The organism is Marinicella sediminis (assembly GCF_002000055.1).
In the GTDB taxonomy this organism is placed as follows: domain Bacteria; phylum Pseudomonadota; class Gammaproteobacteria; order Xanthomonadales; family Marinicellaceae; genus Marinicella; species Marinicella sediminis.
The window spans coordinates 160,312-184,147 of the sequence record NZ_MVBD01000003.1 but is presented as its reverse complement, the minus strand read 5'-3'; the positions used below and the strand labels follow the sequence as shown (position 1 = coordinate 184,147).

The 23,836-nt window shown below is 49.0% G+C and carries 16 protein-coding genes and 1 tRNA gene; 4 read left to right on the top strand and 13 right to left on the bottom strand.

Annotated features, from left to right (window positions below):
• Nucleotides 1-16: 16 nt before the first annotated feature.
• The 10 genes from pnp to B0475_RS05555 form a co-directional block, all read right to left on the bottom strand.
• Nucleotides 17-2,113 carry a polyribonucleotide nucleotidyltransferase gene (gene pnp / locus B0475_RS05600; protein WP_077410782.1) on the bottom strand — a complete coding sequence of 699 codons (2,097 nt, stop codon included), beginning with the start codon at nt 2,111-2,113 and terminating at the stop codon, nt 17-19.
• A 124-nt stretch (nt 2,114-2,237) separates the two neighbouring features.
• A complete protein-coding gene (gene rpsO / locus B0475_RS05595; protein WP_077410781.1) occupies nt 2,238-2,504 on the bottom strand; it encodes a 30S ribosomal protein S15 in 267 nt (88 codons plus the stop codon).
• 137 nt (nt 2,505-2,641) lie between these two features.
• A complete protein-coding gene (gene truB, locus B0475_RS05590) occupies nt 2,642-3,571 on the bottom strand; it encodes a tRNA pseudouridine(55) synthase TruB (RefSeq protein ID WP_077410780.1) in 930 nt (309 codons plus the stop codon).
• A gap of 10 nt (nt 3,572-3,581) precedes the next feature.
• Nucleotides 3,582-3,959 (bottom strand): 30S ribosome-binding factor RbfA, encoded by a 378-nt coding sequence (gene rbfA, locus B0475_RS05585; RefSeq protein WP_077410779.1) that lies wholly within the window; start codon nt 3,957-3,959, stop codon nt 3,582-3,584.
• Nucleotides 3,960-3,968: 9 nt separating this feature from the next.
• Entirely contained in the window at nt 3,969-6,602 is a 2,634-nt protein-coding gene (gene infB / locus B0475_RS05580; RefSeq protein WP_077410778.1) for a translation initiation factor IF-2, read from the bottom strand.
• 19 nt (nt 6,603-6,621) lie between these two features.
• Entirely contained in the window at nt 6,622-8,103 is a 1,482-nt protein-coding gene (nusA, locus tag B0475_RS05575) for a transcription termination factor NusA (RefSeq protein WP_077410777.1), read from the bottom strand.
• Nucleotides 8,100-8,564: a ribosome maturation factor RimP gene (gene rimP / locus B0475_RS05570; protein WP_077410776.1), complete on the bottom strand. Its 465-nt coding sequence runs from the start codon at nt 8,562-8,564 to the stop codon at nt 8,100-8,102. The genes nusA and rimP overlap by 4 nt, the downstream gene beginning before the upstream one ends.
• Nucleotides 8,565-8,700: 136 nt before the next feature.
• Nucleotides 8,701-8,777, bottom strand: a tRNA-Met gene (locus B0475_RS05565).
• A 66-nt stretch (nt 8,778-8,843) separates the two neighbouring features.
• Complete coding sequence (locus B0475_RS05560; protein ID WP_077410775.1) at nt 8,844-10,091, bottom strand: cation:proton antiporter; 1,248 nt, start codon at nt 10,089-10,091, stop codon at nt 8,844-8,846.
• A 101-nt stretch (nt 10,092-10,192) separates the two neighbouring features.
• The gene (locus tag B0475_RS05555) at nt 10,193-13,249 is read right to left on the bottom strand and encodes a TonB-dependent receptor (protein WP_198538139.1); all 3,057 of its coding nucleotides are present in this window, start codon (nt 13,247-13,249) and stop codon (nt 10,193-10,195) included.
• Between the two features lie 202 nt (nt 13,250-13,451).
• On the opposite strand from B0475_RS05555, the gene B0475_RS05550 reads away from it, so the two are divergent.
• Both B0475_RS05550 and B0475_RS05545 read left to right on the top strand, forming a co-directional pair.
• Complete coding sequence (locus B0475_RS05550) at nt 13,452-14,792, top strand: alkaline phosphatase D family protein (protein WP_077410773.1); 1,341 nt, start codon at nt 13,452-13,454, stop codon at nt 14,790-14,792.
• Nucleotides 14,793-14,799: 7 nt separating this feature from the next.
• Complete coding sequence (locus B0475_RS05545) at nt 14,800-16,326, top strand: histidine kinase dimerization/phospho-acceptor domain-containing protein (protein ID WP_077410772.1); 1,527 nt, start codon at nt 14,800-14,802, stop codon at nt 16,324-16,326.
• Nucleotides 16,327-16,496: 170 nt separating this feature from the next.
• On the opposite strand, the gene B0475_RS05540 is transcribed toward B0475_RS05545, so the two are convergent.
• From B0475_RS05540 to B0475_RS05530, 3 genes are read right to left on the bottom strand one after another with little or no spacing between them, the layout of a single operon-like run.
• Nucleotides 16,497-17,930, bottom strand: coding sequence for an NAD(P)(+) transhydrogenase (Re/Si-specific) subunit beta (locus B0475_RS05540; protein ID WP_077410771.1), 1,434 nt, complete (start codon nt 17,928-17,930; stop codon nt 16,497-16,499).
• Entirely contained in the window at nt 17,927-18,238 is a 312-nt protein-coding gene (locus tag B0475_RS05535; RefSeq protein ID WP_077410770.1) for an NAD(P) transhydrogenase subunit alpha, read from the bottom strand. The genes B0475_RS05540 and B0475_RS05535 overlap by 4 nt, the downstream gene beginning before the upstream one ends.
• Entirely contained in the window at nt 18,235-19,371 is a 1,137-nt protein-coding gene (locus B0475_RS05530; RefSeq protein WP_077410930.1) for a Re/Si-specific NAD(P)(+) transhydrogenase subunit alpha, read from the bottom strand. Before B0475_RS05530 ends, B0475_RS05535 begins: the two co-directional genes overlap by 4 nt.
• Before the next feature lie 249 nt (nt 19,372-19,620).
• Here B0475_RS05530 and B0475_RS05525 point away from each other — a divergent pair, with 249 nt between their 5' ends.
• Together B0475_RS05525 and B0475_RS05520 are read left to right on the top strand one after the other, a co-directional pair.
• Nucleotides 19,621-20,694, top strand: a complete 1,074-nt coding sequence (locus B0475_RS05525) for an efflux RND transporter periplasmic adaptor subunit (RefSeq protein ID WP_077410769.1) — start codon at nt 19,621-19,623, stop codon at nt 20,692-20,694.
• A gap of 3 nt (nt 20,695-20,697) precedes the next feature.
• On the top strand, nt 20,698-23,796 hold the full coding sequence (locus B0475_RS05520; RefSeq protein ID WP_077410768.1) for an efflux RND transporter permease subunit: 3,099 nt from the start codon (nt 20,698-20,700) through the stop codon (nt 23,794-23,796).
• The last annotated feature ends 40 nt before the right edge of the window (nt 23,797-23,836 follow it).

Below are 23,836 nucleotides of genomic sequence, written 5' to 3'. Positions count from 1 at the left end.
GCTTTAAGTCTGATGTTTATTCAGGCTTGGGCTCAAGGGCTTTCATTGACAAACGCACACGGCCTTGTTTGTCGACTTCCAGCACTTTCACTTTAACAACCTCACCTTCTTTGATCTTGTCGGTGACTTTGGCCACACGCTCATGACAAATCTCTGAGATGTGAACCATGCCATCCTGTCCGGGCAGCAGGTTAACAAAGGCACCGAAGTCCATGATCTTAACCACTTTACCTTCATAAATCGCACCCACTTCAACTTCTGCAGTTAAATCTTCGATGCGTTTTCTGGCCAAATCACCGTCTTCCTGATTGATTGAAGCGATGGTCACTGTACCATCATCGGTGATGTCGATGGTGGTGTTGGTCTCTTCAGTCAATGCACGGATGGTGGCACCGCCTTTACCAATGATGTCACGGATTTTCTCAGGATTAATCTTGATGGTTTCCAAACGTGGCGCATAGGCCGACATTTCTTTGCGTGGCTCGGAAATGACTTTGTTCATTTCACCAAGGATGAAGTTTCTGCCTTCGGTGGCCTGGTTCAAAGCGATTTCCATGATTTCACGGGTAATGCCTTCGATTTTGATGTCCATTTGCAAAGCAGTGATACCATCCTGGGTTCCAGCCACTTTGAAGTCCATGTCACCCAGATGATCCTCATCACCCAGAATGTCAGACAACACAGCAAAACCTTCGTCTTCTTTGATCAGGCCCATGGCAATTCCAGCCACCGGTGCTTTCAGCGGAATACCCGCATCCATCATGGATAGCGAAGAACCACAGACCGAGGCCATCGAACTCGAACCATTGGATTCAGTGATTTCAGAAACCACACGTTTGACATAAGGGAAATCTTCTTCACTGGGAACCACTGCCATCAAACCACGTTTGGCCAAACGACCATGACCAATCTCACGACGCTTTGGACCACTCATGAAGCCCGCTTCACCCACACAGAATGGAGGAAAATTGTAATGCAGCATGAAGTCATCTTTGGTTTCACCTTCGATGCCATCGATCAACTGGGCATCACGACCGGTACCCAAAGTGGTGGCCACGATGGCCTGGGTTTCACCACGGGTGAACAAGGCAGAGCCATGAGCGCGGGGTAAAATACCCACTTCCACAGAGATCGGACGAACCTGAGTCGGATCTCGACCATCAATCCGTGGAGCGCCTGAAATGATCTTGTTACGCACATGTTGTTTTTCCAATTTACCAACCAGTGCTGATACTTCTTTCGGATCATGTCCGTCTTCAGCATCTTCAGGGCAGAAGTGTTCCAATACAGCGGAGCGCATTTCGGCCAATGCGTCATAACGCATTTCTTTTTCCTGATTAGCGAAAGCTGCTTCGATTTGTGAACCAAATTTATCATTGATTTCAGCCATCAGTGTTTCATTGGTTTCCGGGGCTTCCCATTCCCATCTTGGTTTGCCGTGTTCGGCAGCAAATTCTTTGATCGCTTCAATGGCCACTTGCATTTGATCATGACCAAAGTTAACCGCTCCCAGCATTTCAGCTTCGCTGAGCAGGTCAGCTTCTGACTCAACCATCAATACCGCTTTATCAGTACCAGCCACAACCAGGTCCAGTTTTGAGGTTTCCAGTTGTTCCAGTGAAGGATTAAGGATGTATTCACCATCGGTGTATCCAATTCTGGCTGCGCCTATCGGGCCGTTGAATGGCAGGCCTGAGATGGCCAGTGCCGCTGAAGTACCGATCAAAGCCGGAATGTCTGCATCAATCTCTTTGCTGAACGACATCACGGTGGCAATCACCTGAACTTCGTTCTTAAACCCATTCGGAAACAAAGGCCTGATTGGCCTGTCAATCAATCGACAGATCAGTGTTTCTTTTTCAGTCGGTCTGCCTTCACGCTTGAAGAAACCGCCAGGAATGGCACCTGCAGCGTAAAATTTTTCCTGATAATTAACCGTTAACGGGAAAAAGCTTTGATCTGGTTTGGCTTCTTTTTTACCCACCACTGTAACCAGCAGAACGGTGTCATCCATGGTGACTTTGACTGCACCAGAGGCTTGACGGGCGATTTGACCTGTTTCCAGGGTGACGGTGTGTTGACCGTACTTAAATTGTTTGATTTGTTTATTCACTTTCTTTTCCTGGCTGAATAGATGTTTCAACCTGTTATTTTCTTACTTTCCTACAGACCTGCTCCCTTGAACAAGCCCTGAATTGAGCCAATAAAAAAACCCGCTTTCGCGGGTTTTGATTGACTTATCGTCGCAGACCTAAGCGCTTGATGAGGTTCTGATAACGATCCACATCTTTGCGTTTGGTATACGCCAATAATTTGCGACGCTGGTTAATCAGTTTGATCAGACCACGTCTTGAATGCTTGTCTTTCTTATGAGATTTGAAGTGCTCAGTCAGGTTGTTAATCCTGGCAGTCAGCAATGCCACCTGCACTTCAGGAGATCCGGTGTCTTTGTCACCAGTCTGATACTCTTTGATGATGTCTTGTCTTTGTTCAACTGTAATCATGTTTACGCTCGTTGAAGGGGCTGCCATGTTGGCTGTCACCCGTTAAAATAACCGAACTGCCGTCAGACGTGTCGCACAGCTCAGATGAGGGGCGTATTCTACTGATTTTGGGGATCAATAACAAGCATTATCGGCATTTAGCACATTGATTTAAGTTGTTGCTGGTATGATTTCATATAGATGTTTTTGACCCGCAATTGACCATCAGAAATGACACCCAATCCAAAAAACAACCCATGGTGTTCAAACATCACGCAGGTTTGATCAGCCAACCCGGATTTAACCCGTTTGCCATGGATCAGATCCTGAGTTTGTTCGGCAGTCAAATCAACCCGTGGATACTCGACCAGTGCCTGCTCCATAGGCAATAACTGACTCATGGGGTCATCCATGGCTGCCAGTTCTTCCAGGGTGTGCATGCCGTCAGCCGAGAAAATACCAGTTTGAATGCGGTGCAATGCTGACATGTGCGCCACGGTACCCAGTTTAACTGCCAGGTCTTCCAACAGGGTGCGGATGTAGGTGCCCTTAGAGACCTTGATTTCAAAATCGATGAATTCGGAACGATTGCACAACAACTTAAAATCGTACACCGTTACCTTGCGGGACGGACGCTCAACGGTGATGCCTTTTCGGGCCAGGTCATACAGACGTTGTCCTTCGTGATGCAAGGCTGAGTACATTGGTGGAATCTGTTTAATCTCACCCGTAAGACTGGCCGCAGCTTGCAAAACGTCATGATCACTGACCGCTGTCAAAGCTGAGCTACCAATGACTTCACCGGTGGCGTCTCCGGTGTCAGTCTGTGTCCCCAGAACACACCTGGCCCGGTATGTTTTGTCCGAATTGATCAATAGCGCAGCGACCTTGGTGGCATCTCCAAAACAACAAGGTAACAAACCAGTGGCCATGGGATCAAGATTACCGGTATGGCCGGCTTTGTTGGCTTTGAACAGGTGACGTACTTTCTGTAAGGCGGCATTGGAGCTGATGCCTTTGGGCTTATCCAATAACACGATGCCGTGCACATCACGGAAATCACGTTTGGCAGAACGACGCTGAGCCATGACGTGCAGGTCAGCTTTCTTCGTCAGGCAGATTTGGATCAGTGGCCCTTGCTTTTTGAATCAGGTCTTCCAGCTTGCGGCCGTATTCCAGTGATGAGTCGTATTTGAAACGCAACTCAGGAACTTTGCGGCTGTTCAACTGACTGGCCATGATCTTACGCAACGGCTTTTCATTGAGGCGCAAGGTTTGCAGGGCCAACTTTTCCTGACTGGGATCCAGGGTATTGATGTAAACCGTGGCAACCGACAAATCGCGGGTCACTTCAACATCTGATATGGCGATAAAAGAAGTGTCCTCATCAGGTAAATTCTGATGTATGGCTGTCGCCAGGCAGCGCCTCAAATGAGCCGCTACCCGATCACTTCTTTTAAAATCTCTGTGTCCCATGGTGTTAAATTAATCCAGTGTTTTCTGTACTTCGATGCGCTCGAAACATTCGATCTGATCACCAGGCTGTACGTCTTTGTATTGTTTCACACCAATACCACATTCAGTACCTGAACGGACTTCGTTGACGTCATCTTTGTGGCGTCTGAGTGACTCCAGCTCACCTTCAAAAATCACAACGTTGTCTCGCAATACGCGGATCGGGTTATCACGTTTAACCACACCTTCTGAAACCAAACAACCGGCGATGGTACCAAACTTAGATGATCTGAAGACATCTTTCACATCAGCAATGCCGATGATCTCTTCTCTGACTTCAGTACCCAATATACCCGTTACTGACTGTTTCACCTGGTCAATTGCTTCATAAATGATGCTGAAGTAATGCAGATCCAGATCGCTTTCCTTGATGAATTCACGCGCTGCTTTATCGGCCCTTACATTGAATCCGATGATGATGGCACTGGATGCCGCGGCCAGTTGTGCATCGGCATTGGTGATGCCACCCACACCGGCGGAAATGACTTTTACATCCACTTCATCATTGGAAATGCTTTCCAATGACTCTCGCAAAGCCTCAACGGAACCCTGCACATCGGCTTTGACCAGCAGATTAACGTTCAGCTTGGCTTCCTTGCCCATTTGTGACATCAGGTTTTCAAGTTTTGCTGCCTGTTGACGTTTCAGACGGGTTTCACGTTCACGCTCACGATGTTCCTGTGCGGCTTCACGGGCGTGCTTTTTATTCTTCACCACCAGGAATTCATCACCAGCGATGGGTACCCCGGATAAACCAAGGACCACCGCAGGAATTGAAGGTCCTGCTGATTCAATTTCTGCCCCATTTTCATCGATCAGGCTGCGGATGCGGCCAAACTGTTCGCCACATAAGATCATGTCACCTTTCTTCAGGGTACCGTTTTTAACCAATACAGTGGCCACAGGTCCACGACCTTTGTCCAAAGAAGACTCAACAACAATTCCTGACGCACTGGAATCCTTAACGGCTTTGAGCTCCATCACTTCAGCTTGCAGAGAAATGGCATCCAACAGATTATCAATACCCTGGCCGGTCAGCGCAGAAACCTCAATAAACTGAACATCACCACCCCAATCTTCAGGAACCACTTCATGTGCAGCCAGATCTTGTTTGACCTTGTCTACATTGGCTTCCTGCAAGTCAACTTTATTCACCGCCACGATCATCGGCACACCGGCGGCCTTGGCATGTTCAATGCCTTCTTTGGTCTGTGGCATAACACCGTCATTGGCTGCCACCACCAGAATAACGATATCGGTCACCTGGGCTCCCCGGGCCCGCATTGCGGTAAAGGCCGCATGGCCTGGTGTATCAATGAAAGAGATCACTCCTTTTTCAGTTTCTACATGATAAGCACCAATGTGCTGGGTGATACCACCGGCTTCTTTGTCAGTGACTTTGGTTTCACGGATGTAATCCAGTAATGAAGTTTTACCGTGATCAACATGGCCCATCACAGTCACAACCGGAGGTCTGATCTCGGCGTTTTCTTCATCGACTTCTTTCTGAGATTCTTCTTTCAGGATATCCGCTTTGGTCTGTACCACGGCTTCTTCAGCTTTGTGACCCAACTCTTCCACAACCAAAATAGCAGTGTCTTGATCCAGTGGCTGATTGATGGTCACCATCATGCCCATGTTCATCAGCACTTTGATGACGTCAGCGGCTTTGATGGACAATTCTTTGGCCAGATCAGACACGGTGATGTTTTCCGGAATGGCGACCGTTTTGACCACAGGGGCGGCCGGCTTTTGAAAGCCATGCTCACTGCTGCCACTGCTGACGTGACGGCGCCTGTCACCACGGTTTTGCCCAGGTTGAACATGCAATTGTTTTCGACCATAACGGGTTTTTCCAGCATCCCTGTCGGTTTTTCCACGACCCCTGCCGGCAGGCTGAGCCTGTTCTTTCTTCTTGCGGTTGGCCCGTTCACTGATGGCTTTCTGAACCTGTTGATTCACCAGGTCTTCGTGGCGTTTCTTGCGTTCTTCTTCTTTACTGACGGTCTCGGCTTTGAGTTTTTCCAGTCTGGCTTGTTCTTCTGCCAGTTTCTGTTGCGCCTCGTCTTGTTCCTGCAATTCTTTTTGTTCTTTTTCCAGCGCTTCGCGCTCAGCATCTGCCTTGGCTTTTTCTTCTTCGGCTTTTTGTTGTTCTTCGATTTGCTGGTTCTTCAGACGATCTTCAGCTTCTTTTTTGGCCTGTTCTTCTGCTGCCAACTGTGCTTTGCGATCATCCAGGGCTTTTTGTGCTTCCAGGCGTTCCTTCTCAATCTCTGCCATTTCTGACTGACTGGGGCCTGTCACCACTTTTTTCTTTTTGACTTCGATGTTGATGTTTTTGGTCTTCGCCACACCAGAGCCGCTGGTAACCCGCAACACTTCCTTGGATTTACGTTTCAGCACCACTTTTTTACGGGGCGATAAACTTTTTTTCTCTTTACCGTGTGAGCCGCGCAAAAACTCAAGCAGTTTGACTTTCGACTCATTGCTGATGGTGTCATCTTCAGATTTGGCCGGAATCCCTGCGCTGGACAGTTGTTCCATCAGCTTCTCTGCAGTGATGCCCAGTACATCAGCCAGTTGTTTTACGGTTACATCAGACATATACGTCTCCTGTTGTTATTTATTCGAACCAGTGTTTACGGGCTTCCATAATCAGATCAGAAGCATCCTGTTCTTCCATCTCTACCAGTTCAAGTAATTCGTCAGTCGCCAGATCAGCCAGATCATCCCTGGTTCTGATGCCTTTGTCTGCCAGAATATAGGCCAATTTATCATTCATCAGCTCTAAACCCAACATGTCTTCGGCAGGTTTTTTATCTTCCAGCTTTTCTTCTTTGGCAATCATCTGTGTCAGCAGAGCGTCTCTGGCCCGGCCGCGCAGTTCTTCAACCAATTCTTCATCAAAACCATCAATGCTCAGCAGTTCTGACTCGTCTACATAGGCGATTTCTTCGATTGATGAGAAGCCTTCCTGCACCAGCAGGATGGCCATGTCTTCATCAACATCGAGTTTTTCTTCGTATTCACGAACGAATTCCATCGCTTCGGCTTCATTCTTTTCTTCAGCCTGTTCGGTGGTCAGTACATTGATTTCCCATTGGGTCAATTCACTGGCCAGACGGACATTTTGACCACCCCGACCGATGGCTTGGGACAATTGGGCTTCATTCACTGCCACATCAATGGCACCTTTCTCTTCATCCACCACAATCGATTCAATTTCAGCCGGTGACATGGCGTTGATGATGAATTGTGCAGGATTTTCATCCCACAAAACAATATCGATACGCTCGCCGCCCAGTTCATTGGCCACAGACATCACCCGTGATCCACGCATACCCACACAGGCTCCGATGGGGTCCAGTTTTTTGTCATGAGAGAATACCGCAATCTTGGCCCGGTGTCCGGGATCTCTGGCTGCGCCTTTGATTTCCAGGAAACCTTGCGAAATTTCAGGCACTTCGACTTTGAACAGTTCAATCATGAACGCAGGGCTTCTTCTGGATAATGTCAAAATGGGTCCCCGGTTCAGACGGTTGACCTCAATCAACAACCCTTTCAGGCGATCGCCACGCTTGACCTTTTCCCTTGGTATGCCATGCTCACGAGGTACAATGGCTTCAATACCGCTGCCCACATCAATGAACACATGGCCGCGCTCAACCCGTTTAACCACACCTGAAAGCACTTCACCAATGCGGTCCTCAAACATTTCAACCACTTGCTCGCGCTCGGCTTCACGGACTTTTTGCAAAATCACTTGCTTGGCTGTTTGAGCGGCAATCCGGCCAAATTCAACCGATTCCATGGGCTCTTCAATGACGTCACCGATTTCAATTTCCGGATCGGTTTTTTTCGCTTCTTCCAACAGCAGTTCGCGCTCTTCTGATTCAAACTCTTCATCAGTGACCACAGTCCAGCGACGGTAACTGTCATAAGTACCGGTGTTGCGGTCGATGTCTACCCGCACATCCATGTCTTTCATGTGTTTTTTTCTGGTGGCTGACGCCAGAGCCAATTCAATGGCCTCAAAAATCACATCGCGACTGACCCCTTTTTCATTGGACAGGGCCTCTGCCACATACAGAATCTCTCTACTCATTTTTTCACTCCAGCATTCGTTGGTTTCAACCGAGCTTTCATTACATTTCCCATTGAAAAATCATAGGTGGTCACATCATTGGCCACACTGATCAAATCATCATTGACCGCTTTGATCACACCTTTCACATTGCGCGCACCATCCACCGGATGAGCGAGTTTAACCTGTACGCGTTCTCCCACATAGCTGGCGAACTGTTCAGCGCTGAAAAGTACCCGATCGATACCCGGAGAAGATACCTCAAGTACATAGGCATTGGTGATGGGATCTTCAACTTCCAGTAAACCAGAGATTTCATGACTGCAATCGGCACAATGATTCACCGTCACGCCATCGGCATGATCAATGTATACGCGCAAAATGGCATTGTTTTTTTGTGGCAGGTATTCCAGCCCCCAAAACACGAAGCCCATGTCTTCGATCACCGGCGCAATCAATTCTGACAACAGTTTTTCTTTCATCAATAGTCTATGGTTCAGCTGTTAAGTTGATGTGAATGTTAACTGGAAAAAGCGAAGTGTCTGTCGCTTAACCAATCAATAAATTTCAGCAACAAAAAAGGCTCCACTAGGAGCCTGATAATACGATCAATCAAATTGGTTGCGGGGGCAGGATTTGAACCTACGACCTTCGGGTTATGAGCCCGACGAGCTGCCAGACTGCTCCACCCCGCATCATCAAGATGGCATATTCTACTATATATTTTTGTTTTTGCAACACCTAAACCACAGCGATTTTGATTATTTTGCAGTTCCATCCTCATTTGCCATCCGTGCCACCCGACCAACAGTCAATCCCTGTACCAGAATACTGAACAATACCACTGCATAAGTGGCTGCAATCAAAGGTTCGCGATAAGGCCCTGCCGGCAAAGACAGCACCAAGGCTACGGAAATACCACCACGTAAACCACCCCAGGTAAGGATTTTGATGGCATGCGGTGAATAAGTGTTTCTGGCCCGTAACAAGGTTACTGGCAGGCCCACACTGATGAATCGGGCCAGCACCACCAATGGAATGATGAGTAAAGCACTGTACAGATAACTTGGCAGGAACTGTATCAACAGAACTTCCATCCCAATCAGTAAAAACAACACCGCATTGAGCACTTCATCCAGTAATTCCCAGAAATGATCCAGACGTTCACGTGTGACATCGCTCATCGCCAGCAACCGGCCGCGGTTACCCATCATCAGGCCCGCAATGACAATGGCGATTGGCCCAGACAGGTGCAAGTGCTGAGCCAGCGCATACCCACCGGTGACCATGGCGATGGTGATCAGCACTTCGACCTGATAATTATCAATCGACTTGAGCATCCAATAACCACCATAACCCAGCATCAAACCAAATACCGCACCCCCAACTGCTTCCTGCAAAAACAACAAACCCACTGCAGACAAAGATGGTTCGGACTGGCCAGTAGCAACCCCGACGACGGCAACGAACAACACCACAGCAACGCCATCATTGAAGAGAGACTCACCAGTGATTTTCACTTCAATTGATTTTGGTGCGCCCACTTTCTTTAATATACCCATCACCGCAATGGGATCTGTGGGAGAGATCAATACCCCAAACACCAGACAATAGATAAAGGGTATGTCGATGCCAAATAAAGCGAACACATAAAAGCTCACCACACCGATGATCACCGATGACATGATCACCCCAATGGTGGCCAACACAGCGATGGTATCCTTCATGGCTGCCAGGCGGTTGATGTTAACGTGTAACGCCCCGGCAAAAAGCAGAAAACTCAACATGCCGTTCATCACAGCTTCATCAAAGTCTACCTGCGCCAATAAAGTCTCAAAGTAATCGGTATTGATCCAGCCCAGTTTATTCATCAACACCAGGCCGAGTGACATCAGCAAGCCAATCAGCATGATGCCGATGCCATTGGGCAAACCGACAAAGCGATGATTGAGGTACGCAAATAATGCTGCCAGAGTCAACAAAATGGCAATCAGGTCAAACAGTCCCATAGAGATCATTCCATGCTAAATAAGCAAATATTTTAACGCCAGAGACAAAAAAAAGGGTGACCTATTGGCCACCCTTTTATCAAGACGTTGTCTTGCTTGGTTTACCAGTCTAAACGGAAACCAACTTGTGCACGCCACTGAGAGGCCACACGATTGGTGCTGAAACGGGTTGGGCCATTCCAGTCGATGGTTTGCACTCCGTTGTCATCAATGCTGATCATGTTGGCCACGTCGTCGCCATCAAAGCCAGCAGTGACAACCTGACCCCAGTCGCTGTCCAGCAGGTTACCCAGGTTCTTGATGTTCAGGAACAGGGTGGCACGGACAGGACCCCAGGCAGGCAGTTCCTGAGAAATGTTCAGATCCACAGTGTTGATGCGTGGCGCTTTGAAAGCGTTACGAGGTGCAATCTGACCGCGGTACTGAGCCAAACCTGATGATTGCAGGAAGGCTTCGAAGTCAGCGGCTTCACTTGGGTCAGCCAACACGTACTCATTAGGCATGGGGACGTAGAACAAGTCATTGTCACGGATGCCATCACCATTCACGTCGGTGCGGTAAGTGTAAGAGAACGGCTCACCGTCTTGAGATACCCAAACCAAACCAATGTTGGTGTAGTTATCACCAAAGAACATGTTTTGGTAGTTGGTGAAGAACACAAATGCATTTTCAACTTCATACGCTGAAGTGGCCGCCAATGGCTCATTGACGTTAAACGCAGGGGTGTTGTTCCAGTTTGAAATGGCTCGTGAAGAGGTACCAGCTGACACTTCAGTCGCATCTGTGTAGGTGTAAGATGCTTTGGCATACCAGTGCTCAGTCTGTGGCAATTCCAGAGACACGGTGGCACGTTTGGTTTCACCTTTGGAGGTGTTGGTCAGGTACAACACGTCATTGAAGTCGCTGTTGGCGTTACAACGCGCATCACCACGGGTGTTTGAAAAGTCATTCGGATCACACAGGTAAGACAAACGACCATCAGCAAAGGTACCGGTAGGTGCACCCAGGTTCAGGTGTTGATAGTGAATGGCATCCTGAGCTTTGATGTATTCCAGCTCAACAGAACCGATCAGACCAAACCAAGGCAGTTCTGCATCCACAGCAATGTTGGATTTCAGCACAGTTGGGATTTTAAAGTCTGGGTCCAGAACGTCTACGTCCTGAGTTGAAGAGCCAGTAAAGATCGGCTGATTGTCTGGATCCGGAGTGAAAATACCTGGGGTACCAAAGTCACGGTATACAGCCACATCTCCACCGGTGTTGGTGAATGAATTAGACAACCAGACGTTTGGTGTACCGCCGGTGAAGATTCCCACACCACCACGCAGTTGCATCATGCGCTCATCAGACATGTCATAGTTAAAGCCGATGCGTGGTTGAATGGTACCTTCTGAAACCACACCATTGTTGGCAAAACCATAGGCATCAAAGAAATCCTGATTGAAACGTGGCTTGTCACCAGTGTCAGGTTTATCAAAACGCAAACCGTATACCAGAGTCAGGCGATCATTAACGGTCCACTTGTCCTGAATGAACAGGCCCAGGTTTTCCCAGGACCAGTCAGCTGCAGGCAATGGGTTGGCAGGATCTGAACCGATGCGCAACTGATAGAAATCGTGGATGCCATTGGCATAATCATCGATGCTTTCAAATACGTATTCACCCAATGAAGCAAACACAAAAACGTTGTTGATGTCTTGCTCTCTCCAGTCAACACCGAAGGTCAGATCATGGTCACCCATGAAGTAGTTACCTTCCAGGTAGATGTTGTCAGTAGCCACATTCAACTCATTGGCATGACGGAATAATTCAGTTCCCAAAAAGACTGATTGTCCATTACCCACTTCAATTTCAACTTGTGGCAAACGGGCATTCAAGCCTGGTACTTTGTCAAACTCAGAGTTAGAAATGCGCAGCTCAGTCGAGAAGTTTGCTGTCCAGTCACTGTACAGGTTCAGGTTGTATGATTTGTTTTCAAAATCATTGGTGTACCAATGTGAGCTCAAAGAAGCTTCGCCACCGCCAATACCGGCAAAAATGGGTTGTGAATCTTCGTTGTTTTGGTATTTGAAAGAAGCCCGGTGATTTTCATTGATGTTCCAATCCAATTTAACCACGATAGACTCTTCTTCGGTCACGGCATCTCTTGGCGGATTGAAATCACCTGCATCAAAGCCCCAAACGTTTTGAGAAATGTCAGCGATTTGCTGTACCAAATCAGGATCTACATTGGTGGTTGGTGCCAGACGGGTTTGCTCTTCTTTTTCATAAGCGAGGAAGAAAAACAGTTTGTCTTTGATGATCGGACCACCAGCGCTCAGTGAGTAGACTTCACGGGTAAAGTCACTGGAATCATCACGTTGCAGGTCTTCACTTGAGTAATAAACCGCTGCACGACCTGAAAACTCGTTGGTACCGGATTTGGTGATCGCGTTGATGTTGGCGCCAGTGAAGTTAGACAAGGTTACATCATAAGGAGACAACTGTACGTTCAGCTCCTGAATGGTGTCCAATGAGAATGGTTGAGACAGACCAGGTGAACCACCGGCTTCCAGACCGAACGGGTCGCCGATACCCACACCATCAATCGAGATGTTGTTGAAACGGTTGTTCACACCAGAAACAGAGATGCCTTCACCGAAGCTGCGGATGTTAACCCGTGAATCCAGACGTACGTAATCCTGAATGTTACGGTCAACAGTTGGCAGGTTGGTGATCTGATCTTCAGAGATACTTGAACCAGTACCCATGTTGTCCGGATCAAACGTAGCAGAAACCGGTGCAACGCCCACAGCAGTCACGGTATCCAGACTGATGGCATCAGCCACCAATACGGCATCAATGGCTCTGTCTTCACCCAGTTTGATGAAAATATTGCCCTCTTCAGCATCTGAGTAGCCACCGTTTCTGACTTCAATTTTATAAGGGCCACCAACCCGCAAACCACGGGCAGAATATCGACCGGCGTCATTGGTGGTCAGGGTTTTAACCTGTCCGGTGGGCTCGTGGGTTACGATTACCGTGGCACCGGACAACACATTACCTGACGAATCAACGATGGTTCCGTTGATCGAGGCAGACGTTTCCTGAGCCAATGTAACACCCCATGGTAAAACTGCGATCATGAGGACCGCAACCATCCATTTTACTTGTTTCATATTTCTCATTGCAAAAACCTATTTAAATAAACATAATGACTTTATATAGACGCAAAACAAACCCTCGAATTGAAACGAACGTTTGATGAAATTGCCGCTAAATTTAAGCCTCTCTGAAAAAATCCACTTCGTATTTTCTCACATGAAGGCGTATGGTAAAAGTGTTTTGTGAAGATTCCGTTAAAAACTGTCATACAAAATCATGAAGAACACAATCATCTTGTCCCTAATGCTCTGCAGCCAGTTACTGCTGGCCAAAACCATTCCTGCCGGACCCATGCTGGGCCATGTGGGCCTGAAAGGTGCCAATATCTGGCTGGTTTCTCCCGAATCCGGGTCGGTCACCATCAGCTACTGGCCCAAAAACGATCCACAAGCGGTGCGCCAACGCACAGAATCAGTGGACAGTGATTATGGTAACACCCACACTTTCCGGCTTAATGATCTGGAACCAGGCACCACCTATGAATACCGTTTGGCCGTCAATGGGGTGGCAGAAACTGATCAACCCACCTATCAACTGACCACCCAACAATTGTGGCAATGGCGCTTTGACCCACCAGATTTTTCAGTTCTGGCCGGTTCCTGTAGTTTTGAAAATGAAAAAGTGTATGACCGTCCCGGCCGCCCATATGGCAGTGATCATGAGATTTTTCAGCAAATGGCCACAGAAGATGCCGATGTGATGCTGTGGATTGGTGACAACTGGTATTACCGTGAAGTTGATTACACCATGGAACAGAACCTGATCTACCGGGTGTTGCGTGACCGCAGTCGTCCCCACCAACAGGCTGTGCTGCACAAGTTTGCCAATTACGGCACTTGGGATGATCATGATTTCGGGCCCAACAATTCCGGCCGGGAGTTCATCTACAAACATCAGGCTTTGGAGATTTTCAAACGGTTCTGGGCCAACCCAAGTTATGGCATGCCTGAACAACAAGGGGTGTTCACCAAAGTCAGCCACAATGACATTGACTTCTTTTTGATGGACAATCGTTTCAACAAATCACATGAAAACATGATCGACGGGCCAGACAAGATTTACTATGGCCAGGCTCAGTTGGATTGGCTGAAAAACAGCCTGTTGGCTTCATATGCTCCATTCAAGATCATTGTGGGCGGCGGACAAATGCTCAATGACCATCATGCCTATGAAGGCTGGGACAAATACCGTCATGAACGCGATCCTTTTATACAGTGGCTGCATGAGCAAAAAATCACCGGGGTGATGTTTCTCAGCGGCGACAAACATCACACAGAGATGCTGCGTGCCAATCGTGAAGGGGCCTATCCACTTTATGAAATGACCTGCTCACCGCTGACCGCCGGCACCCATTCAAGTAAATCCGGTGGCGATCTGGACAATCCACGTCTGGTCAAGGGCTCGCTGGTTAATGAACACAATTATTGTCGCTTCAGCTTTTCAGGCCCGCGCACCGATCGGCGACTGAAGATCGATGTCATCGGCAAAGAGGGCCAACAATACTGGAGCACTCAAATAAAAAGCAGTGTACTGAGCTACAACCAGGTGAACGACTGAAGGGCCCATGATCCGCAACAACGACCAGGAACAATTGTATCAGCTGGAAAAACGCAACCTGCGCTACCTGAACCTGTTCCGGTTGTTCATCAGTCTGTTTTTCTTTCTGTTGATCAACACCCAACAATTGCAGGACATGTTTCAGCCAGAACGGCACCACCTGTACCTGACTTTTGTCATCAACCTGTATCTGGCAGGCTCCATCCTCATCATGGTGATGACCTACCTCAGCAAACAAGTACACGCCATCAGCGCCAGTAAACTGATTCTGTTCATTGATTTACTGGTGATGATCTATCTGGCATATGCCACCAACGGCTTCTCCCAGGGTCTGGCCACTCTGCCGATACTGGCCATCGGTTCAGCCGCTGTGTTGTTCAGAAAGCCATTGAACATCATGCTGGCACCCTTAACGGCTTCAGCACTGTTGTGGTTGATGCCGGTTTGGATTGATTTTGGACCCGCTGTCAATGTCACTCAATCCAGCAAACTGCTGCATTTACTGGGCTATTTTGTCATTGCCCTGATCGGTATCAGGCAATCCATCTCCTACACCAGCACCCTGAACATGTATAAGAATCAGCGGCAAACCATCAGCGGGCTGGAAAACATGAATCAGATCATCATCGAAAAACTGACCAATGGGGTGATCATCTATCAGCAAGACCACGTGATCCTGCATGCCAATCAATCAGCCAAAAAACTGCTGGATATGGAAGACATCATTTTCTTTCCCGAAGAGATCCTGGGTTTTTTACTGAGTAACAATGATGGGATGGTATACCATACTGATCATGGCATGGACCTGTATCTTCGCAAAGCATCGGTGACTGAAGAAAAAAGTTTTGGGGTGTTGTTTATAGAAGATTCCAGTTACCTGAAAAAAGCCGCGCAACAACTCAATCTGGCATCCCTTGGCAAAATGTCCAGCTCCATTGCCCACGAAATCAGAAACCCGCTGGCCGCCATCAAAACCGCCGCTGAACTGCTGGTTGAATCACCAGACCTGCAAGGCCAGGACAAAGACATCAGTGAAATCATTGTCAATCAAACCACCCGGGCCAACCACATCATCGAAGACATCCTGCAGATGTCACGGCGAAAAACCGCCAACCCCCAGGATCTGATGCTGATGGATCAACTGGCTGAAGCCAAACAACAACTGGTAGATGAACTCGGGGTTGACCCACAACGCGTACAGATCATAGTACCCAGAGACACAGTGATTAATTTTGATCCTGAACACTTCAAACAAATCGCCTGGAACCTCGCATCCAATGCCATCAAACATGGTGAATCTGCGGAACTGCAAATGGTGGTTCACGGACAGGTTTTGGACTTCAAAAACCAGGGTGACGCATTTGACGAGAAAAAAATCCGCAATTTGTTCGAACCCTTTTTCACCACCCACAACCGGGGGACGGGACTGGGATTACACATTTGTCGTCAACTGTGCCATGACAACCACGCCGAGCTGAATTACCACTACATCAATGGCCAGCACGTGTTTCGCATTGAATTTAATCTGGGCTAAAGCCATTCACATGGACTTCAATCAAAACCGTTGTAGTAAATCAAATCCGGTTCAATCCGATACAATCCGATAAAAATATACCGCAGATCACAACAGTGCTTTACCATTTTGCAAACAAAAACCCCGGTGCCATAGACATCCGGGGCAGAAACATCCAGTTATCGTGTGGCTTATAAAGCTTTCAAACCCTGAATCAGGCGGGCAATGGCATCCTGGGCATCGCCGTAGAGCATCTTGTTGTTCTCGGCGAAGAACAGGGCATTCTGGATACCGGCAAAACCGGTGCCTTTGCCCCGTTTGATAACGATGGAATTTTTTGCTTCATCCACATTCAGCACCGGCATGCCATAAATCGGACTTTGCGGATCAGTTTTAGCCACCGGATTGACCACGTCATTGGCGCCGATCACCAGCGCCACATCGGTTTGTGAAAATTGTGAATTGATGTCTTCCATGTCTTCAATCAAATCATAAGGCACACCGGCTTCTGCCAACAACACATTCATGTGTCCGGGCATCCTGCCGGCCACCGGATGAATGGCAAATTTCACATCCACGCCCCTGTCCAGCAGGATTTGCGTCATTTCCCATAGTTTATGCTGTGCCTGAGCGACTGCCAGGCCATAGCCGGGGATCACAATCACCCGGTCAGCAAAGGCCATTTGAATGGCTGCGTCCTGGGCTTCAATCTCTTTCATTTCACCGTCAATGGCCGAGCCACCTGAGCCACCCATTGAACCAAATAACACCGAGCCAAGAGAGCGGTTCATGGCCTTGGCCATATGCTGGGTGAGCATGGTACCGGCGGCACCCACCAACATACCAGCGATGATCATCGCCTCGTTTTGCAGCACAAAACCCTCGAATGAAACTGCCAAACCAGTGAACGCATTGTACAAAGAAATCACCACAGGCATATCGGCACCACCAATGGGTAAAGTCATCAACAAACCCAAAAGCAAGGACAAGCCAAAGAAAATCCAAATGTAATCAGGATTTAAGTCCTGGGTCAGGTACAGGCCCAAAGCCAAAGTACCTACTCCAACCAAACCATTGAAGAAATTCTGTCCAGGAAAGGTAAAGCGTTTATCAATCCAACCCTGTAATTTGCCAAAGGCGACCAACGAACCACTTAAGGAGATGGCACCAATGTAAACACCGACGATGGCGAATATCATACTGACACCAGACAGGCAATCATGTGTGGTCGGTGTATCAATGATGGTACCGGCCTGACAACCACCGAGGTGATCCACTGCATTGAACAGCGCCATGGCGCCAATGAAAGCGGCCGAGCCACCACCCATGCCATTGTACAAAGCCACCATTTGCGGCATGTCGGTCATGGCCACTTTTTTGCCACTGATCCAGGCCAGGACTGTGGATGAAACCAGTGCCGCCAGGATCAACACCATGTTATGCATATCAGGCAGCAGAAAGGTGGCGATGGTAGCGATCAACATACCAACACCAGCCCAGACTATACCACCACGGGCAGTACCCGGAGCACTCATGCGGCGCAGGCCAGTGATGAACAAAATGGCTGCCAGAAAATAGGAAGCCTTGATCAGCGTTGGCAAGTATTCCTGAATGAATTCCATCATGAGCCTTCTCCATCATTGTCTGTTTTTTTGGCCCGGGGCTTGAACATTTCCAACATCCGCTCAGTCACCACATAACCTCCGGCTGCATTACCTGCGCCCAAAAAGACCGCAATGAAACCAAACACTTTTTCCAGTGTGGTATCAGCGTGACCCAGCGCAATCATGGCGCCCACCAGCACAATACCATGAATAAAATTGGACCCAGACATCAATGGCGTGTGTAAAACCACAGGCACTTTTCTGATGATTTCAAATCCCAGAATTGCTGCCAGGGCAAAAATGTACAGTGCAATAAAACCGTCAATCATGATTTGTCTCCTGCTTGTTCACCAGTCACCGCAGGATGAACCACGGCACCGGCTTTGGTTACGGCACAACCGGCCAAAATATCGTCTTCCCAATTGATCGCAAACCGGCCTTCTTCATGCATCAGGTTCAACAGGTTCCAGACATTGCGAGAATACATTTCGCTGGCATGTAATGGCACCGTGGCCGAGAGGTTTTTCGGGCCAATTACTTTGACGTTGTTAACCAGCTTGGTGACCCCCGCTTCGGTGGGCTCACAGTTTCCACCACCTTCGGCCCCCAGATCCACAATCACACTGCCCGGCTTCATGTCATTCACCATCTGGGTGGTGATGATCCGCGGTGCCGGTCTGCCTGGTACGGCAGCTGTGGTGATCAGCACGTCCACTGAGGTCAGGTGTTTGGCCAGATTTTCCTGCTGGGTTTGTTTTTCTTCGTCGGTAAGGGCGCGGGCATAGCCACCCTCTCCCACCGCTTCAACCCCCAGATCAAGGAATTTGGCACCCAGTGATTTGACCTGTTCCACGGTTTCAGGCCGGACGTCATAACCGGTGACATTGGCGCCCAGGCGGCGGGCAGTAGCCATGGCCTGCAAACCAGCCACACCAGCGCCAATGACCAGCACCGATGCGGGCCTGATGGTACCAGCGGCAGTGGTCAGCATCGGGAAAAATCTGGGGGCTTCACTGGCCGCCATCAGTACCGCTTTGTAACCAGCCACTGAGGCCTGAGAGGACAACACATCCATGGCCTGAGCCCGGGTGGTACGGGGAATCAATTCCATGGAGAACACGGTGATGTTCTTACCGGCGGCTGTTTCAAAGCGTTGCTGTTGTTGATATGGTGAAACCATACCCACCACCACTGCATCATTTTTCAGCGCAGCCAAATCATCCTCATTGAGCGCATCAACTCCCACCAGAATGTCGGCAGCATGAAACACGTCTTCTCGTTTTTTCGCCATTTGACACATATCCGGGTATGCATCATTGGGAAAACCAGCTGCTTCACCGGCATCAGGCTCAAACAAAACCTGCCATCCCAATTTGAGAATTTTCTCTGCGGTTTCCGGCACCAGTGCCACCCGCGACTCACCGTCTTTACGCTCTTTTACAAAGCCCACCGTTGTTGTCATAGTGTCCCACTTGTTTTGATTGGACATCAGTATAGCAAAAAACAGTGATTGTTGAACTTCATTCTGCCAGTTGCACTGACAGCCCTGCGTGTCAATTGGTTAACCACCCATCGCAGGGTACCAGATGTGGTGCATTCGGTTTTTTGCATCAAGCTTATCGAAAATTTGCATACATAAAGTAACCGTAAATTCACACCTTATCGATCCATCAAAACTATAATTAAGTTTTTTCTAAATAAGCTGATCAATATGAAAGCCAGAATTCTCCTGATGACATTGCTGTTCAATGCCAACTGGACCAGCGCTCAAAGTGAAGCTGTGCCAGTGATTACCTCTACTGCCAATATCGAAAATCATGCCAGTGTGGTGGAAGCATTGGGGACACTGCGCGCCAATGAGAGTGTGACCATCACCTCTACAGTCACTGAATTGGTGACCGACATTCACTTCACTGATGGACAACGGGTCCGCCAGGGAGACTTGTTGATCACCATGGACACCTCAGACGAACTGGCCCTGTTGGCTGAAGAACAAGCCCGGTTGGCAGAGGCTCAACGGCAGGTCAAAAGATTACAACCACTGGCCAGACAAAACACCGCATCCAAGAGCGCGCTGGACACCCAACAATCCTTGGTCAGCGTTTCCGAAGCACGCATAGAAGGCATCAATTCACAAATCAACAAACGCCGGATCACGGCTCCATTTGATGGTGTGGTTGGATTAAAAAACATCAGTGTGGGCGCCCTGGCTCAGCCTGGCAATGAATTGGCCACACTGGATGATGACACCACCATGAAAATGGATTTTTCCGTGCCTGAAAAGCACCTGTCCTACCTCATGGCCGGTCTGGAAATCACCGCTCAATCCCAGGCCTTTCCCGGCAAAATGTTCAATGGCACCATCAGCAGCATTGACAGCCGCATCAACCCCAACACCCGCGCTGTCCAGGTACGCGCCCTGATTGATAATCCAGAACAGTTACTTAAACCCGGCATCCTGATGCGCATCAAATTGCTCACCCAACAACGTGAATCACTGTTGATACCCGAAGGAGCGGTGACCTCATCTGGCACCAATCAATCGGTGTTTGTGATCAACCCGACTGATTCAACCGCTCAACAGGTCAGCATCAAAACCGGCAGCCGCTATGATGGCAAACTGGAAATACTCAGCGGCCTAGATGCGGGCGACCAAGTGGTCATTCATGGCAATTTACGCATTCAGAATGGCAGCCAGGTTGAAGTCATTGCCATCAAGCGCGGTGAAGAAACATTGTCAGAACTGCTGGCCCAGCGGCAGAATAAAAACCAGCAGGAGACCTAACCCATGGTGCTTTCAGATGTCTCGGTCAAAAGGCCGGTTTTTGCCTCGGTCATCTCGCTTTTACTGATTGCCTTTGGACTGGTGGCCTTCGACCGCCTGTCGCTGAGGGAGTATCCGGACATTGATCCGCCAGTGGTTACCGTGGAGGTGAATTATCCGGGCGCTCCGGCCAATGTCGTGGAAACCCGCGTCACTGAAATCATCGAAGAACGCATCTCTGGCATTGAGGGCATCGAGTTCATCGAATCTTCTTCTTCAGACGGTGAGTCCAATGTCACCATTGAGTTTAACATCAACCGTGACATTGATTCGGCAGCCAATGACGTACGCGATCGCATCGCCGGGGTTCAGGACAACCTGCCTGAGGAAGCTGAGCCGCCTGAGGTTCAAAAAGCCGACAGCAGTAATGATGTGGTGATTTGGCAAAACCTGGCCTCCAGCGAACTGTCAGTTCCAGAAATCACTGACTATGCAGAACGTTATCTGGTGGATCAGTATTCCACCCTCGATGGCGTCGCACGGGTCCGGGTAGGCGGTGGTTTGCGTTACGCCATGCGCATCTGGGTGGATCGCATGTCACTGGCCGCCAGAAACCTGAGCGTGGCTGACATTGAACAGGCCCTGCGGGCGGAAAACATCGAATTACCGGCAGGCAGTCTGGAATCTGAACAACGTTTATTCAAAGCCAGGGTCTCGCGAAATTTCAATCAACCTGAAGACTTCGCCAAACTGGTGTTGGCCGAGGGCGAAAATGGCTACCTGGTTCGTTTGGGAGACGTCGCACGCGTTGAGATGGGGCTGGAAGAAGACCGCACCATTTTCCGCGGTAACGGCATACCCATGGTCGGCATTGGTGTGATAAAACAATCCAACGCCAACACCATTGACGTGGCCAGGGCGGTCAAAAAACTGACCAAAAAACTCAATCAGGATCTGCCCGAAGGCATGTCCATCGAACAAAGTTACGATGCTTCGGTATTCATTGAGGAAGCCATTAAAGAAGTGTATTTTACGTTGTTTGTGGCCATTGGCTTTGTGGTATTGGTGATCTTTTTATTCCTGGGTAATGTCCGGGCCATGCTGATACCGGCGGTCACAGTTCCGGTCTCGATCATTGCCACCTTCATTGTTGTCAATGCACTGGGGTTTTCCATCAACCTGCTTACCTTGCTGGCCCTGGTACTGGCCATCGGATTGGTGGTGGATGATGCCATTGTGATGCTGGAAAACATTGTCAGGCGCATGCAGGAAAAAGGCGAAACCCCATTGGTGGCAGCCTATCGTGGCGCCCGTCAGGTGGCTTTCGCAGTGGTCGCCACCACACTGGTGCTCATTGCCGTGTTTGTACCAATCACCTTCCTCGATGGTGACATCGGCCGTTTGTTCACTGAATTCTCCCTGACCATTGCCGCCGCCGTGTCATTTTCATCTCTGGTGGCCCTGACGCTATCCCCGATGCTGGCTTCCAAACTGTTGAAGCCAAATGAAAATCCAGGTCGTTTGTTGCGCACCACCAACCGCCTGATTGGTGGCGTTCGAAAACGCTACCTGATTTCATTGGGTTACACCATGCGCAAGCCGCTGATCACGGTGATTGGCTTCATCGCATTGCTGGCAGGCACTTTGTTCATTTATCCAAAAATCGACCAGGAATTCTCTCCGAAAGAAGACCGGGGTGCATTTTTTGTCAGCGTCAATGGACCGGAAGGCGCCACTTTTGAATACATGGAAGAGTACATGACTGAAATTGAACAACGGATGATGAAATACGTCGATAGCGGCGAACTTAAACGCCTGTTGGTGCGCTCTCCTCGTTCGTTTGGCAGCATCGAGTCATTCAACAGCGGTATCATCATCGCCCTGATGGACACCTGGGGTCAACGCCGGTCGGCATTCACAGTGATGGATGAGGTCAGAAAAGAATTGTCTGATCTGCCCGGTGTGCGCGCATTTCCAGTCATGCGCCAGGGACTGGGTGGCGGGACTGGCAAACCGATTCAGTTTGTTCTGGGTGGGGCCAGTTATGAGGAGCTCACTGAGTGGCGTGACATTCTGTTTGACCGCATCAACCAAAACAACCCGGGCTTCAATGGCCTGGACAGCGGTTTCAAAGAAACCCGCCCGCAAATCGATTTCATCATCGATTATGACGCCGCAGCAGACCTAGGAGTTCGGGTCAATGAGATTGGTCGTACCCTGCAAACCATGCTCTCCGGGCGGAATGTAACCACCTTCATCGAAAACGGTGAAGAATATGATGTGATTCTGGAAGGCGAGCGCAGTCAACAGATGAACTTCACTGACATTGAAAACATCTATGTTCGCTCACAACGTTCAGGCGAGCTCATACCGTTATCGAATTTCATCAGCATCAAAGAATATGGTGCAGCTGATAACCTGTCACGCTACAACCGGATCCGCTCCATTACGCTTGAAGCCAATCTCGCCGAAGGCTTTTCATTGGGCGAAGCACTCAGCCACCTGGAATTTTTGGTGGATGAACATTTACCTGACTATGCCATCACTGATTACAAAGGACAAAGCCGTGACTTCATGGAGTCAGGCAGTTCCATCATGTTCGTCTTCATCCTCGGCCTGATCGTGGTGTTCCTGGTGCTGGCTGCTCAGTTCGAGAGTTATGTTCACCCCTGGGTGATCATGCTGACCGTACCACTGGCCATGGGCGGCGGTTTATTCGGTCTGTGGCTGATGGGCGGCTCAATCAACATTTATTCCCAAATTGGCCTGATCATACTGATTGGTCTGGCCACCAAAAATGGTATCTTGATAGTTGAATTTGCCAACCAGTTGCGCGACATGGACTACCGCTTCACCCGTGCCACCATGACCGCGGCCAAAGTCAGGTTCAGGCCCATTGTGATGACTGGCCTGACCACCATAGCCGGGTCCATCCCTTTGTTGCTGGCCTCCGGTGCAGGTGCCGAAACTCGCATTGTGATTGGTACTGTGATCCTGTTTGGGGTGATTGCCGCCACCTTGTTTACCCTTTATGCACTGCCTGTGGCTTACAGCCTGATGGCGAGAAACACCGGTTCTCCACTGAAAGTGACCAAACAATTGCACCGCGAATCAACCGATTGAATGCGGGCAATCAAACCCCATCAGTATACATTGTATTCTG